14 protein-coding genes and 1 tRNA gene are annotated in these 16126 nt (G+C 36.4%); 11 read left to right on the forward strand and 4 right to left on the reverse strand.

The features are described from left to right. Positions 1 to 27: 27 nt before the first annotated feature. The 3 genes from rpsT to proS form a co-directional block, all read right to left on the reverse strand. Positions 28 to 279: a 30S ribosomal protein S20 gene (gene rpsT / locus RNZ46_RS02990; protein ID WP_316983909.1), complete on the reverse strand. Its 252-nt coding sequence runs from the start codon at positions 277 to 279 to the stop codon at positions 28 to 30. A gap of 28 nt (positions 280 to 307) precedes the next feature. Next, positions 308 to 379 (reverse strand) — tRNA-Glu (locus RNZ46_RS02995). A 149-nt stretch (positions 380 to 528) separates the two neighbouring features. Further along, positions 529 to 2007 (reverse strand): proline--tRNA ligase, encoded by a 1479-nt coding sequence (gene proS, locus RNZ46_RS03000; RefSeq protein ID WP_316983910.1) that lies wholly within the window; start codon positions 2005 to 2007, stop codon positions 529 to 531. A 100-nt stretch (positions 2008 to 2107) separates the two neighbouring features. Between proS and RNZ46_RS03005 the strand changes: the two genes are divergently transcribed. The 9 genes from RNZ46_RS03005 (at position 2108) to RNZ46_RS03045 (ending at position 10018) form a co-directional block, all read left to right on the forward strand. Beyond that, a complete protein-coding gene (locus RNZ46_RS03005) occupies positions 2108 to 3124 on the forward strand; it encodes a hypothetical protein (RefSeq protein WP_316983911.1) in 1017 nt (338 codons plus the stop codon). Positions 3125 to 3155: 31 nt separating this feature from the next. Continuing rightward, positions 3156 to 4673: an OmpP1/FadL family transporter gene (locus RNZ46_RS03010; RefSeq protein ID WP_316983912.1), complete on the forward strand. Its 1518-nt coding sequence runs from the start codon at positions 3156 to 3158 to the stop codon at positions 4671 to 4673. A gap of 326 nt (positions 4674 to 4999) precedes the next feature. Continuing rightward, complete coding sequence (gene folE / locus RNZ46_RS03015; protein WP_434063036.1) at positions 5000 to 5671, forward strand: GTP cyclohydrolase I FolE; 672 nt, start codon at positions 5000 to 5002, stop codon at positions 5669 to 5671. Positions 5672 to 5714: 43 nt separating this feature from the next. Continuing rightward, on the forward strand, positions 5715 to 6122 hold the full coding sequence (locus RNZ46_RS03020) for a four helix bundle protein (protein WP_316983914.1): 408 nt from the start codon (positions 5715 to 5717) through the stop codon (positions 6120 to 6122). A gap of 41 nt (positions 6123 to 6163) precedes the next feature. Continuing rightward, positions 6164 to 7645 carry a cysteine--tRNA ligase gene (cysS, locus tag RNZ46_RS03025; protein ID WP_316983915.1) on the forward strand — a complete coding sequence of 494 codons (1482 nt, stop codon included), beginning with the start codon at positions 6164 to 6166 and terminating at the stop codon, positions 7643 to 7645. Between the two features lie 154 nt (positions 7646 to 7799). Next, positions 7800 to 8021 (forward strand): membrane protein insertion efficiency factor YidD, encoded by a 222-nt coding sequence (yidD, locus tag RNZ46_RS03030; RefSeq protein WP_316983916.1) that lies wholly within the window; start codon positions 7800 to 7802, stop codon positions 8019 to 8021. 198 nt (positions 8022 to 8219) lie between these two features. Next, entirely contained in the window at positions 8220 to 9194 is a 975-nt protein-coding gene (locus RNZ46_RS03035) for a stage II sporulation protein M (protein WP_316983917.1), read from the forward strand. A gap of 283 nt (positions 9195 to 9477) precedes the next feature. Next, the gene (locus tag RNZ46_RS03040; protein WP_041578750.1) at positions 9478 to 9726 is read left to right on the forward strand and encodes a type II toxin-antitoxin system ParD family antitoxin; all 249 of its coding nucleotides are present in this window, start codon (positions 9478 to 9480) and stop codon (positions 9724 to 9726) included. Then, positions 9719 to 10018 (forward strand): type II toxin-antitoxin system RelE/ParE family toxin, encoded by a 300-nt coding sequence (locus RNZ46_RS03045; RefSeq protein WP_316983918.1) that lies wholly within the window; start codon positions 9719 to 9721, stop codon positions 10016 to 10018. Before RNZ46_RS03040 ends, RNZ46_RS03045 begins: the two co-directional genes overlap by 8 nt. A gap of 61 nt (positions 10019 to 10079) precedes the next feature. Here the strand turns inward: RNZ46_RS03045 and RNZ46_RS03050 are convergent, their stop codons facing one another. Beyond that, on the reverse strand, positions 10080 to 11540 hold the full coding sequence (locus tag RNZ46_RS03050) for an aminoacyl-histidine dipeptidase (RefSeq protein WP_316983919.1): 1461 nt from the start codon (positions 11538 to 11540) through the stop codon (positions 10080 to 10082). Between the two features lie 459 nt (positions 11541 to 11999). On the opposite strand from RNZ46_RS03050, the gene RNZ46_RS03055 reads away from it, so the two are divergent. Continuing rightward, positions 12000 to 13067 carry a DUF3810 domain-containing protein gene (locus RNZ46_RS03055; protein WP_316983920.1) on the forward strand — a complete coding sequence of 356 codons (1068 nt, stop codon included), beginning with the start codon at positions 12000 to 12002 and terminating at the stop codon, positions 13065 to 13067. An 82-nt stretch (positions 13068 to 13149) separates the two neighbouring features. Next, positions 13150 to 16125 carry an amidohydrolase family protein gene (locus RNZ46_RS03060; protein ID WP_316983921.1) on the forward strand — a complete coding sequence of 992 codons (2976 nt, stop codon included), beginning with the start codon at positions 13150 to 13152 and terminating at the stop codon, positions 16123 to 16125. Position 16126 lies beyond the last annotated feature (1 nt).

The raw sequence follows: 16126 nt of genomic DNA on the forward strand, positions 1-16126 counted from the left end.
TCAAATATTATTATACTTTAAATCTAATTAAAGGGCTGCAACGTGTTTTGCCAAACCAGACTTTAAATTAGCCGCTTTGTTAGCGTGTATTACATTTTTCTTTGCTAATTTATCTAACATAGAAACTACAGTAGGAAACAACTTTTCAGCTTCTTTCTTATCTGTTAACTCACGTAACTTTTTAATAGCACTACGTGTTGTTTTATGCTGATATCTGTTAACCAAACGTTTCGCTTCGTTACTTCTAATTCTTTTTAATGCTGACTTATGATTTGCCATTTTGTTTCTTTCTATTAATAAAATATTGTAGCCCGTAGGGGAATCGAACCCCTCTTACCAGGATGAAAACCTGGCGTCCTAGCCGATAGACGAACGGGCCATTTGTTTTTGAGTGCGCAAATATAAGCACTTATACTTAAACTTGCAATACCTTTCAAATAACTCACAATGTTTTCCATTGCGGATGCAAAAATACAACTATTTTCCACTCTTGCAATACCTAAATAAACTTTTTTTAAAAAATTTTATTTAATACGCTTTCGCGAACAATACTCTACGTTTTGAAGGCTTTCCGCTATACACACAAACCCCTTCTTCATCCTTAGAATCCAACGGTATACATCTTATAGTCGCCTTTGTGAGTTCTTTTATTTTATCTTCTGTCTCTATTGTACCATCCCAATGCGCAGAAATAAAGCCCGTTTTAGTTTCTAAAACGGTTTTAAAGTCCTCAAAAGTGTCAACTTCTGTGATGTGATTGTTTCTAAAATCCAAAGCTTTATTAAATAAAGATTCTTGAATTTCGGTCATTAAGCCTTCAACCCTTTCGGTTAATTCACTTAATGCAATGGTTTCCTTGGTTAAGGTATCTCGTCTTGCCAACTCAACGGTTCCGTTTTCTAAATCTCTTGCACCAATGGCTATCCTTAAGGGTACACCTTGTAATTCGTGCTGTGCAAATTTAGCTCCAGGTCTGTGAGTTGTTCTATTGTCAAACTTTACAGTAATTCCTTTTGCACGCAAATCTCCCATAATGCCATTTACCACATTAGTGATTGCTTCCAATTGCTCTTCACTTTTATAAATAGGAACAATTACAACTTGGTTTGGTGCCAAACTAGGAGGCAATACCAACCCGTTATCATCACTGTGCGTCATAATTAATGCACCCATTAATCGCGTGGAAACGCCCCATGAAGTCGCCCAAACATAGTCTTGTTTACCTTCTCTATTAGCAAACTTAACATCAAACGCTTTGGCAAAATTCTGACCTAAAAAATGTGACGTTCCGGCTTGTAAGGCTTTCCCGTCTTGCATTAAAGCCTCAATACAAAAGGTTTCCTCGGCGCCCGCAAAACGTTCGCTCTCTGTTTTTAAACCTTGTATAACAGGGATCGCCATAAATTTCTCAACAAAAGTGGCATATACATTATTCATTAACGCTGCTTCATCCAAAGCTTCTTGTTTGGTTTCGTGTGCTGTATGTCCTTCTTGCCATAAAAATTCGGCTGTGCGCAAAAACAAACGGGTTCGCATTTCCCAACGCACCACATTGGCCCATTGATTTATTAACAAAGGTAAATCCCTGTAAGATTGAATCCAACCTCTATACGTATTCCAAATAATAGCTTCACTTGTTGGCCTTACAATTAACTCTTCTTCTAATTTTGCCTCTGGGTCAACTCTCAATTTTCCCGGTTTATCAGGGTCATTTTGAAGTCTATAATGCGTCACAATAGCACATTCTTTTGCAAAACCTTCAGCATTTTTTTCTTCAGCTTCAAACAAACTTTTTGGCACAAATAGCGGAAAATAAGCATTTTGATGCCCTGTTTCCTTAAACATTTTATCCAACTCCGCTTGCATTTTCTCCCAAATCGCATAACCATACGGTTTAATAACCATACAACCTCTCACCGCAGAATTCTCTGCTAAATCAGCCTTAACAACAAGTTCGTTATACCATTTTGAATAATCCGCTGCTCTACTCGTTAATTTTTTACTCATATTAATGTTTTGGCACAAATATTGTGATTATGTTAAATAAAAGAAATAGTTCGGCAAAACTAACTATTTTTGTTATGTTCAACAATAAAATTCTGGAGATATGCAATTTAATAACTACCTTAATAAAAAAATACCAATTTTAGCAAGCTTAGTTTTGCTAGTTGGTTTATCATCGTGTGGTTCTTATCAATATGTAGGCGTTGACAATGATGGTATTTACGGCACCGTAGAACAACCTGTACAGGAAGAGCAAGCTGTTGTAGCGGTTAATGACAATCAGCAAAACAACTATTACCAAAACTACTTTAAAACCAAAGCTTTAGAGTATGAAAATATGGCAAACGATGAGGTGTTTACAGATATCGATTCTTATGTAGGCAATAATTATGTTGAAAACGACTCCATTAATAACAACTATCAAGGCTATGCGGGTTGGGGACAGGATATCAGCGAAATATCGATAAATATTTATCCGAGCTATGGGCATAATTATTGGTGGCACAGACCGTATTATAACCATTGGCGCTATAATGGATGGCGTAATTATGGTTATTATGACTCTTACTGGCACCCTTCTTTTTATATTGGCGGTTTGTATGGTGGCTTTTACAATCCTTATAGATACGGCTACCGCTATTATGGTTACCCCTATAGAAACTACAGATATTACGGAAACAATCGCTACTACAACCGAGGTTTAGCGTATAATGCCAGCAGACGCGGTAGTCTTTCAAACCGGTCAAGTAGTATTAATTCGACCAATTCAAGATATTACAATTCAAGAAGAGGCAGTTCAACCTCAACTATAAATAGAAATAACTCAACAAACTCGCGCGTAGGCACGAATGTGGTTAGACGACGCTCTACAGCAGCTCCGGCAAGAAATTCAACAACAAGATCGTCTACTCCTGCAGTTAGAAGAAACAGGACCTCAACCAGACCTTCAAGCAATTATAACTCTGGAACAAGTAGAAGAAGTTCAAATTCCTCTGCTATAAGATCATCATCTTCTAGTCGCAGAAGTTCTGGAACGACTACAAGGTCTTCTTCAAGTAGCAGAAGCTCTAGTGGCACCAGCAGAAGTTCGGGCGGTTCATCAAGAGGAAGACGCGGATAAAATCTAAAAAAAAAGAAAAAATTCAATAGATATGAAAAAGTTACATTTACTATTCATAGGTATCCTATCTATGTCTACATTATACGCTCAAGACATAACAGATGCTTTACGTTATTCGCAAGACAACATTCAAGGAACAGCTCGTTTTAGAGCTTTAAGCGGTGCTTTTGGTGCACTTGGTGGCGATATGAGTGCCGTGAGTTTAAACCCTGCGGGATCAGCAGTGTTTAGTAGCAGTCATGCTTCATTTACATTATCTACTTTAGAGACAACCAACGATACACAATATTTTAATGGCTCAGGGAGCACCAACGATTCCAATTTTGATATCAATCAAGGTGGTGCCGTTTTTGTTTTTGCTAGTAGAAACAATTCGCCTTGGCGGAAATTCACAATGGGTATTGCTTACGAAAAAACCAATGATTTTGACAACAGTTGGTTTGCCTTTGGAACAAACACGAACAACCAATCGATAGACCTATATTTTTTAAACTATGCCGATGGCTTAAGGTTGGATGAAATTTCGGCCTTAGATGGCGAATCGCTTACCGATGCTTACAGAGATATTGGCAATGTTTATGGGTTTGCACATCAACAAGCCTTTTTAGGTTTTGAGTCTTATATCTTAGAACCGGACGATATCAACAACGATGCCAATACAACTTACTTTTCAAATTTAGCAAACGGTGATTTTAACCACGATTACACTTATACTTCAATGGGTTACAATGGCAAACTAACCTTTAATATGGCGGCTCAGTATGAAGACAATTTGTATTTAGGTTTAAACTTAAATTCACATTTTATAGATTACCAACGCTCTACCCTATTGTTTGAAGACAATGCTAATCCAGGTTCTATAATAAATGATATTGAATTTGAAAACACGTTATCTACCAGAGGAAATGGCTTCTCTTTTCAATTGGGTGGTATTTTAAAACTAAGTCCAGAATTTAGGCTGGGCATCACTTATGATTCTCCAACATGGTACACCATTGAAGAAGAAACCACGCAATATTTAGCAACCGTAAGGGATGAAGGTGGCACTAACGAAACCCAAGTAGTAAACCCTCAAATAATAAACATCTACCCGCAATACAAATTACAAACACCATCAAAATTTACAGGTAGTTTAGCCTATGTTTTTGGGCGTCAAGGTTTAATAAGTTTCGATTATTCGCGTAAAGATTACAGCAGCACAAAGTTTAAACCGGAAAACGATTATACCAATGTAAACAACAACATTAACAATATGCTTACCGATGCTGCAACCTATCGATTGGGTGGCGAATACAAGCACAAACAGTTTAGTTTCCGTGGCGGTTATCGTTTTGAAGAAAGCCCATACAAAAACGGTGTTACGGTTGGCGATTTAACCGGTTATTCCTTTGGTGTTGGGTATAACTTTGGAAACACAAAATTAGATATCACTTACGATCAGTCCAACAGAACGAACGAAACCCAACTTTACAGTGTTGGTTTAACCGATGCCGCTTTGGTTGATAGAACAAATTCCAACTTAACCTTATCGTTGAGTTTTAACATATAAAAAATATAAATCTATTTTTTAAAAGCTTGAATTTAATACATTCAAGCTTTTTTATTTAAATGTAATTAAGCACTTAAAAAATAGACTAAACCCAGATGATTAATTGTTTGTTAATACAAAACATAACAAAAGTGTTTTGTTTATCTTTGCAGACTTATAAATAAGATTTTTTTAACTGATGAAACGAACATTAATAAATTTTAAAAAGAAAATTTCCTAAATGGAGCTTTTAAAATTTTGTAATGAGAGAACGCAGTGATTACACATGTTCTCATTTTTTTAATTAGTCTATTATTAAAGAATTAAAAAAAATTAAACCGGTGAAAATTGAAAATAAAATAGAAGAATTAGAATCTTTAGGAGACGATCATATTGGAACTTCATCAAATACGCCAATGCGCCATGATGCTTTTAAACTTTCAAACGAAGAAAAAATAGACATCATAAAAGACGACGTGCGCCATATTATGGAAACTTTGGGCTTAGATTTAAGCGACGATAGTTTAAACGGCACACCAAATCGGGTGGCAAAAATGTTTGTTAAAGAAATTTTTGGAGGCTTAGATCCTAAGAAAAAACCAAATGCGTCAACCTTCAAAAACAAATACAAATACGGCGAAATGCTTGTTGAAAAAAATATTACGGTGTATTCAACCTGCGAACATCATTTATTACCCATTGTTGGGAAAGCACACATTGCTTATATTTCAAACGGCACAGTGGTTGGACTATCAAAAATGAACCGTATTGTCGATTATTTTGCAAAACGTCCGCAAGTTCAAGAGCGCTTAACCATTCAAGTTGTAAAAGAATTGCAGGAAGTTTTAAACACCAAAGATGTAGCTTGTGTTATTGATGCCAAACATTTATGTGTTAACTCAAGAGGGATTAGAGATATTGAAAGTAGCACGGTAACTTCAGAATTTGGAGGTAAGTTTAAAGAAGATGCTACCCGTAGGGAGTTTTTAGATTACATAAAACTGGATACTAAATTTTAGTAAGTCGTAAAGTCGTTTGCTGTAAAGTCGAAGATAAACGACAATGAGCTTATTACAACTTAACGACAAACAACTCAACAACACACGCATGCATACGTATTCGTTTGAAAAATTAGAAGTTTGGAAAGAAGCTATTAAATTGGCTGTTAAAACTTATAAAGTAACAGATTTATATCCTTCAGAAGAAAAATTTGGTTTAATCTCTCAAATGAGACGATGCTCTGTTTCAGTTTCATCAAATATTGCCGAAGGAACAGCAAGATTAACAAATAAAGACAAAGCTCATTTTATGACTATGGCTTACAGTTCTGCTCTCGAATTATTAAATCAAGCTATAATTTCAAAAGAATTAGAATTTATTTCAGAAGAAAACTATAAAAATATTAGATTTGAAGTTGAATCGATAACCAATAAAATCAACGCATTACGAAATCATTTTCTTAAAACGTAACCTAATCAACTCAACAACAAACAGCTAAACAAATAACGGTAATGCAACTCTACAAAAAACAACAAATTAAACTATACAACTCACTTTCCGGAAAAAAAGAAACCTTCAAACCCATTAACGAAGGATACGTAGGCATGTACGTTTGTGGGCCAACGGTTTACAGCAATGTACATTTGGGCAATGTAAGAACCTTTATGTCTTTTGATATGGTTTTTAGATACTTAAAGCATTTGGGCTATAAAGTGCGTTACGTACGTAATATTACCGATGCGGGCCATTTGGAAAATGATGCTGACGAAGGCGAAGATAAAATCACTAAAAAAGCACGTTTAGAGCAAATTGAACCGATGGAAGTGGTACAGCGCTACACGGTAGATTTTCATAACGTACTCAGAAAATTCAATTTTTTACCACCAAGTATTGAACCTACGGCTACAGGCCATATTATTGAGCAAATTGAGCTAATTGAAACAATTATAGACAATGGTTTTGCTTATGTCGTAAATGGCTCAGTGTATTTTGATGTGCACAAATACAACGAAACCAACCATTACGGTGTTTTAAGCAAACGGAAACTTGAAGATTTAATTCATAACACCCGTGAATTGGACGGTCAAACCGATAAAAAAAACCCGCAAGATTTTGCCCTTTGGAAAAAAGCCGAACCACAGCATATTATGCGTTGGCCTTCGCCTTGGAGCGATGGTTTTCCCGGTTGGCACTTAGAGTGTACAGCAATGAGTACCAAATATTTAGGCGAACAATTTGATATTCACGGTGGTGGTATGGATTTAAAATTTCCGCATCACGAATGTGAAATTGCACAGAACGAAGCGGCAAAAGGGAAGCCCCCCGTAAATTATTGGATGCACGCCAACATGCTGGAAATGAACGGACAACGCATGTCTAAATCTACCGGAAACACCATTAATCCGGATGAATTACTGTCTGGAAACAACAGCATTTTCAGTAAAGCCTATGCACCAAGTGTCATTCGTTTTTTTAATGCACAATCGTCGTACCGCAGTGTTTTAGATTTAACCGATGCCGGTTTATTAGCCAGCGAAAAAGGCTTTTTCAGATTAATGGATGCCGTGAATTTATTAGACGAATTAAAACCATCAAAAACCTCGTCGATTGATATTAATGCTTGGAAACAAAAATGTTACGATGCGATGAACGACGATTTTAATTCGCCCATTTTAATCGCCCACTTGTTTGAAGCCGCTAAATACATCAATCAAATAAAAGAAGGCTCAGAAACTATAAACGCTGAGGACTTAACCACTTTAAAAGACACGATAAATGCCTTTGTTTTTGATGTTTTAGGCTTAGAAAACATAACAAAAAATGACTCCGGAACCGATAAACTATCGGGTGCCGTAGATGTGTTGATTAAATTACGACAAGAAGCCAGAGCGAATAAAGATTTTGCTTTATCAGATAAAATTAGAGACGAATTAGCCGCTGTTGGCATTCAACTAAAAGACGGTAAAGACGGCACAACGTTTTCTGTTAATTAGTTAAGTTGTTCGTCGCTTAGTCGTTTGTTGTTAAGCTGCTTATTTTATTTCGACTTAACAGCTAAACTGTTTTGTTATTCCTGCGAAGGCAGGAATCCATTTTATAAAAATCAAGTTTCAATTAAAAAAATTCCTGCCTTCTCAGGAATGACAGATGAAAAAACTACTCATAGCACCGTTTTTGTTTTTAATAAAAGTGTATCAAACCCTGATATCGCCATTAACGCCTGCCACCTGTAGATTTCAACCCACCTGTTCGCACTACTCCAAAGAAGCCCTGCAAAAACACGGGCTTTTTAAAGGCGGTTGGTTAGCTATAAAACGCATATTTAGTTGCCATCCTTGGGGCGGCTCTGGGTACGACCCTGTGCCATAATAATTTTGCAAAAAGTCTAGATAACTTCCGTTACCACGTAAAAATCTGTTTATTTCAATTTACTAATTTTGATTTTGTCAGAAAAAAAATATAATTTCGTTTACAGCATTTATTAGTGCAATAACTTAATAGGCACATAATAAGTATATAATTAATATTAATTATATATAATTGTTGTGCGTCATTTGAGAAAAAATTATGGAAGAACAAAAACACTCTTTTAAATTATCAAAAGTAAACTGGATTTTCGCTTTAATCATAATCGGAATTTCAGCTTTATTTTTTTTAAGAAAAGATGGAATTAATGCATTTAGTTTGGGCTATTTGGCTGGTTCAATTGTAACAGCGGGATTAATTCCTTTAATTATTGCATTTATAGTTTGGTTAATTCGTGGCAAGAAAAAATTTGCTGGTACATATACATTTAATATTGTTTTAGTTTTTATGACTTTTGGGATGATTACAGAAATTGGAGAAATAAGCAAAGAAAAATCCGAAGGGGTTGAAGCTATTTCAAATTCAGTTTCGGAATTAAAAGGCAAAATCAACAATGAGGAAGATGTAGTCACAGCTTTTAAAGAACATTCTACAAATGTTGATGATGGATTGTCAAAATTGATAAGGAATAGTACAGGTAATGAACAGGAAGTTTATATCAATCTGCGAAAGTTCACTCGAATTAATAACGCTGTAATGATTGATTGGCAAAGTTCTTATGATTCAGTTATGAGTCCAAGAATTTTAGATTATGGAGTTCTCAAAAACTCGAATGAATATGATTACCAAATTGGTGTATTGGAAAATTATAAATCTCAATCAATAAAATATAAAAAACATTTTGAGAATAGAATTTCAATTATTGCTGACCTTTTTAAAAATATTCCGAAAGAAAACCAGACTTTGAAAGGAGTAATGAAAGGAATTACAAAACAAGATTCAATTCAAATGCCCATTTTTAAGCCGTTTATTAAATCCCACCTTTCATATAGCGAAAACTTAATTGAACTTGTTGATTTCCTTGAAAAAAACAAAATGCAATGGATTTACGAAAATGATGAGTTAATTTTCGATAATACAGAACTTGAAAATAAATATTTAGAAATAATTGACAATGTTGCAAAAGATGAAGAAAATATTAATATTTTATCGGATAAACTAATTGACGTGATGTGAGAAAAAACGCCGCACAACAAAGTATAAAAATAATAGGGCAATGAGTGCTTAACCGAAAGGCAAAAGCATTTTTGCAAGGTCGCCAAATTTTTAAATTTGGTTATATTTACAAAGAAAGATAAACATAGAAATTTAAAAATTCGGCTTGTGTACAACCGAATGGTTTACGACTGTTTTCAGCCCTACTATTCTTATACAGAGCCGTTGGGTGTAATTTGAGCGAAAATCTGCAAATTTGAATTTTTTACCAAATTTTGGTATATTTGAGTAAAATTAAAAAGAAATGAAAAATACATCAATATCGCTCGGAAATTATTTTGACCAGTTCGTACAAACCCAAGTTTCTGCTGGACGATACAAAAATGTAAGCGAAGTAATCAGAGCTGGACTTCGACTTTTGGAAAATGAGGAAAGTAAAGTAATTGCGTTAAGAAATGCTATTCAAGAAGGAATTGATAGCGGAATTGCTCACGATTTTGACCCAAAAAAAAATCTTGAGGAATTAAAAGCTAAACGCAGAAAGAATGGCTAAATATGAATTGACCAACAAAGCCGTAGCTGACTTGAATGGAATTTGGGAATATACGCTCGAAAATTGGTCGGAAAATCAAGCTGATAGATATTACGATATGCTTCTGGATATTTGCCAAGACATTGCTAATAATCCAGAATTAGGAAATAACTATGACGGAATTAAACCTGAACTTTTCGGATTAAAAGCAAACCGACACGTAATATTCTATCGAAAATCAGAAGTAAATCCAATCGAAATAACGAGAATTTTACACGAACGAATGGATTTGAAAAAAAGAATAACCGAATAAAAACTACACCCAACAATGGCTCCTATGAAAAGCACTAGCCTAGTTCTTCAAAGTTAATATTTTATTTTTTAGGTATCGCCTTTAAAATCTCCAAAACAAATCTCCAATATTTTTGAGCCGATGATATTTGGGCACGCTCATCGGGTGAATGTGCGCCTTTTATATTGGGCCCAAAACTAATCATATCCATCTCTGGGTAATTTTGCCCGAGAATACCACATTCCAATCCAGCATGACAAGCCGCTACATGTGGTTTTTCGCCGTTTAAATCTTCGTACAGCTTTGTCATTACTTTTAAAATGGCAGAATCCATATTGGGTGTCCAACCCGGATAATCGCCCGAAAATTCCACTTCGCAACCTGTTAATTCAAAGGTAGCGCGTAGGGTGTTTGCTAAATCGAGTTTTGAACTTTCCACCGAACTACGTGTTAAACAGCCTATTTTAATGTGACCGTCTTTTACAATAACACGTGCGATGTTATTTGAGGTTTCCACCAAATCGGGTATATCGGCACTCATGCGGTACACGCCATTTAAGGCTGCATACAAAGCCCGTGTTAAACCTTCTTGAACGCCCAAATCCATAATTTTTTGTGGTGTATTAGTTTTAGAAACGGTAATTTCTAAATCGGGCTCCATGGTTTTAAGCTCTTTTTTTATGGTTTCGGCATGTTGTTTCATCTCCAACACAAAGGCATCCTCATGAATCGCGTCAATAGCAACAATGGCTTTACTCTCTCGCGGAATGGCATTGCGTAAACTGCCACCATCAATTTCTGAAATGCGCAACCCGTAATTCTCAAAACCATCAAACAGCACCCTATTCATCAATTTATTGGCATTACCCAATCCTTCATGGATTTGCATTCCCGAATGGCCGCCTTGTAAACCTTTCACATTAATTTCGTAGCCTATTTTAAACTCTGGCGTTTCTTCTTCGTTGTAGGTTCTGGTTGCGGTAACATCTACTCCACCGGCACAACCCACGCCTATTTCGTCATCTTCTTCGGTGTCCAGATTTAAAAGTATTTCGCCAGTAAGCAATCCGCCTTTTAATCCCATGGCGCCCGTCATACCTGTTTCCTCATCAATGGTAAACAAAGCTTCAATGGCTGGATGCGGAATATCGGTGCTTTCTAAAATGGCCATTATGGTGGCAACGCCCAAACCGTTATCGGCCCCCAACGTGGTGCCTTTGGCTTTTACCCAATCGCCCTCAACAAACATCTCGATACCCTGGGTATCAAAATCGAAATCGGTGTCGTTATTTTTTTGGTGCACCATATCCAAATGCGATTGCATCACAATGGTTACCCGGTCTTCCATTCCTGGGGTTGCCGGCTTTTTAATAATCACGTTGCCCACTTCGTCCTCGATGGTTTCCAAGCCGAGGTTTTTACCAAAGTCTTTCATAAATGCGATAACGCGTTCTTCTTTTTTCGAGGGTCGTGGTACGGCATTTAAATCGGCGAATTTATTCCAAAGTTGTTGTGGTTGGAGTTGTCTTATTTCTGAGCTCATTGGTTTTTGTTTTTAAAGCCTCAAAGATACGAATAGCGAACCGGAATACCTTGCCGGTTTTTTTGAAAAGACCTGTCAGGTTTTAGAAACCTGACAGGTCTTACAAACTAAGCAAATAAAGACAGGCTTTGGCAGCTACTCCTGATTGCAGTGGCATCCTTTTTAAAAACAAAATAGAGCTACAACACAGGCAAACTTAATATTGGCAGATTGCCACGTCGCTTACTCCTCGCAATGACGTTTTTAAAAAGATATAACGGAAAGCAGGAAGAAACCTTAACACTTAAACAACTGCCGTTGGGTACAAATTTTTATTACTTTTTCTTCTGTAAAAAACTAAATTTTGTTTAAAAAAGTACAAAATTTAGTTTCACCTCAGTAACCACTTTGTTAGTCCATATAATTCTTTCATTTGTCTTTGTAAATTTTCAAATAAAAAATTTCATGTACTTTTGAAAGATGCTAAAGAATAAGAAAACGTTAATTGCACTTTTATTGATTCCGCAGTATTTTTTTATCAAATTATTATCAAATAATCCGGAATTTGTTGAGGCCTATTACAGCAATGGTTTGTACCCTTTTATTTCGAAAATTTTTAGGTATGTTTTGGGTTGGTTGCCGTTTTCGTTTGGCGATTTTATTTATGCATTTGCCATTATTTATGCGGTGCGATGGCTGTTTAAAAACAGGAAGCGATTGCGAAAGGATACCAAGCGGTGGTTGGTTGATGTGGGGGCTGTTTTATCGATTTTTTATTTTGCATTTCATCTGCTTTGGGGGTTGAATTATTACCGACTGCCCTTACATAAAAACCTAAAATTAAACCACGATTACACCACTGAACAGTTGGTTGTGGTGACTAAAAAACTGATTGAAAAATCGAACGCCTATCATTTAAAAATAACTGGTAATGATACCGTAAGGGTGGCGGTGCCGTATAGAAAACCTGAAATTTTTAAGCGCACACAAAATGGTTACGACCATTTGAAAGAGACGTTTCCGCATTTGGAATATCACCCAAAAAGTGTTAAAAAATCGTTGTTTAGCTATCCGCTAACGTATATGGGTTTTAGCGGTTATTTGAATCCGTTAACCAACGAAGCGCAGGTGGATGGCTTGATTCCGGTTTATAAATTCCCCACCACTACGGCGCACGAAATTGCACATCAGTTGGGCTATGCCGCCGAAAATGAAGCCAATTTTATTGGATTTTTAGCCACTATTAATAACGACGATATTTATTTTAAATACTCGGGTTACACTTTTGGACTGCGGTTTTGTTTGAATGAAATTTACCGACGCGATGAAGCCTTGTACGAAACTATTGTTGCCGATGTAAATATTGGTATTTTAAAAAATTATGAGGAAGTCCGTTTATTTTGGGAAGCACACCAAAACCCAACCGAGCCTTTGTTTAAGCTTTTTTACGGCAATTTTTTAAAAGTTAACAACCAAAGCAAAGGGATGGAAAGTTACAACTACGTTGTGGCCTTATTGGTTAATTATTTTGAAGACGCTACCTTGTGATAATGTTAAAAAATTCTTAATACGCCACAACTATCTTCTTAATTTATATCTTTAGAAATTAAACTATTAACTAACCGTAATAATGATAAAAAAGCAGTTTTTAATTCTGACGCTGTTGTGTAGTTTGTCTGTTTTGTCGCAAGATTATTTTCCTAAAAATGATGGCGTAAAAGCAAAAAACACCAACTTCACCGCATTTACCAATGCCACAATTTATGTAACGCCCAAAGAGGTTATCAATAAAGGCACCTTGCTTATTCGCGATGGTAAAGTAGTTGCCACCGGCACCTCAGTTAATATCCCTGAAAACACCGTAACTATTGATGTTTCGGGTAAAAGTATTTATCCATCTTTTATTGATATGTACTCTAGTTTTGGTGTCGAAAAACCTAAACGTTCGTCAAGTAATAGCAGAACAGCCCAATACGATGCAAGCCGAACAGGGTATTATTGGAACGACCACGTGATGCCCGAAAACAAAGCGATCAAGGTTTTTAAATATGATTCGAAATCGGCTTCCGAACTTATTAAAGCTGGTTTTGGCGTTGTAAACACACACATTCAAGATGGCATTGTTAGAGGGAGCGGAACGCTTGTAGCGCTCAATGAAAATGATGGTAACGAAACAAGGGTTTTGGCTGCGAACTCGGGGCAGTATTTATCTTTTAGAAAAAGCGTAACCTCCAGTCAGGCCTATCCAAGTTCCATAATGGGTTCTATGGCATTGTTGCGTCAAATGTATTTAGATGCCGATTGGTATGCAAAAGGATTGAGCAAAACCAAAGATTTATCGCTTGAAGCTTTAAACCGCAATCAAAGTTTAGTTCAAATCTTCGATGCTGGAAGTCGCGCCAATATTTTAAGAGCCGATAAGGTTGGTGATGCTCACAACGTGCAATATGTAATTGTGGGTGGCGGCGATGAATACGAGCGTATTAACGAAGTAAAAGCAACAAATGCAGCACTAATTATTCCTATTAATTTCCCAAAAGCTTACGATGTTGAAGATCCTTTTTTAGCATCAACACTATCGTTAGGAGATATGAGAGCATGGAATCAAAAACCTGCCAATCCAAAAATTCTGGCCGAAAACAACATCAATTTTGCTTTAACGACCCACGATTTAAAATCGCCTAAAGATTTTAAATCCAATCTATTAAAAGCGATTGAATATGGACTTTCCAAAGAAAAAGCATTGGAAGCCTTAACAACGATTCCTGCGCAATTATTAGGAAAATCTAATATAATTGGCTCACTTAAAAACGGAAGTCAGGCCAATTTTTTAATTACTTCTGGCGATATTTTTGACAAGAAAACGAAACTCTTTGAAAATTGGGTTCAAGGAAAACAGAACGTTATTGAAAATATGAACATCAAAGATATTACTGGTGATTATGAGTTTTCTATAACCGGAACGCCTTTTAAAATGAACATTAGCGGCGAATTGAAAAAGCCTAAATCTAAAATTACATCGGCTGAAAAAACCCGTGGTTCTAAAATAAAGTACAGCAACGATTGGGTTCATATTGCTTTTACAACTGCCGATTCTACAAAACAGGAATTTATAAGAATTGCAGCCACTATCGATGCCAACAAAAACCTAAACGGAAAAGCCATTTTACCTAGCGGAAATGAACTTCCTTTTTATGCGAAACATATTGAAAAGGAATCGACTACAACTGAAAAATCAAAAAAAGAGAAAGCATCAGAAATGGTGCTACCGGTTACTTATCCTAATAATTCTTATGGATTTGAAACATTACCAAAGGCCGAAACCCTACTATTTAAAAATGCTACCGTTTGGACCAACGAAAAAGATGGTATTTTACAAAACACCGATGTGTTGATTAAAAACGGGAAAATCGCAAAAATCGGTCAAAACCTATCCGATAGAAATGCCAAAGTTATCGATGCCACAGGCAAGCATTTAACCGCAGGAATTATTGATGAACACTCGCATATTGCCACCTCATCGGTGAATGAAGGCGGACAAAATTCATCGGCCGAAGTGAGTATTGAAGACGCAATCGACGAGACCGATGTTAGCATTTACAGAAATCTTGCCGGTGGGGTTACTTCCATTCAAATATTACATGGTTCTGCAAATCCCATTGGTGGTCGGTCGGCCATTATCAAATTAAAATGGGGCGAATCGGCAGATAATCTTATCTATGAAAACAGTCCGAAATTCATCAAATTCGCACTCGGTGAAAATGTTAAACAAACCCGGGCCCGAACCAATGTCCGTTTTCCGCAATCGCGTATGGGCGTTGAGCAGGTTTATATGGATTATTTTACCAGGGCCAAGGAATATGATGTTTTAAAGAAAAGTGGCAAACCTTATAGAAAGGATATAGAATTGGAAGTTTTGGCAGAAATATTAAACAAAGAACGTTTTATCTCTTGTCATTCTTACGTACAAAGCGAAATAAATATGCTTATGAAAGTTGCCGAAAAATTCAACTTTAACATCAACACTTTTACACATATTCTGGAAGGCTATAAAGTAGCCGATAAAATGAAAGCCCACGGTGTTGGCGGTTCCACGTTTAGCGATTGGTGGGCGTACAAATACGAGGTTAACGATGCCATTCCGTATAACGCAGCCATAATGCACAATGCAGGTGTTACGGTGGCTATTAATAGCGATGATGGTGAAATGTCGCGCCGGTTAAACCAAGAAGCAGCAAAATCTGTAAAATATGGTGGCATCAGCGAAGAAGAGGCTTGGAAGTTTGTAACGCTAAACCCTGCAAAACTTTTGCATATCGATGATCGCGTTGGCAGTATTAAAGTTGGGAAAGATGCCGATGTTGTATTGTGGTCAGACCACCCGCTTTCCGTTTACGCCAAAGCCGAAAAAACCCTTATTGAAGGTGCCGTTTATTTTGATTTGGAAAAAGATAAAGAAAAACGCAAAAAAATAAAAGACGAAAAAAGCACCCTTATTAATATGATGATGCAAGCCAAAAACAAAGGCTTGAAAACGCAACCTATCAAAAAGAAAGAGAAAGTGTTTTTACACTGCGATTCCATGGATAACGAACACCAACACTAAA

This window comes from Hwangdonia lutea (assembly GCF_032814565.1).
Taxonomy (GTDB): Bacteria; Bacteroidota; Bacteroidia; order Flavobacteriales; family Flavobacteriaceae; genus Hwangdonia; species Hwangdonia lutea.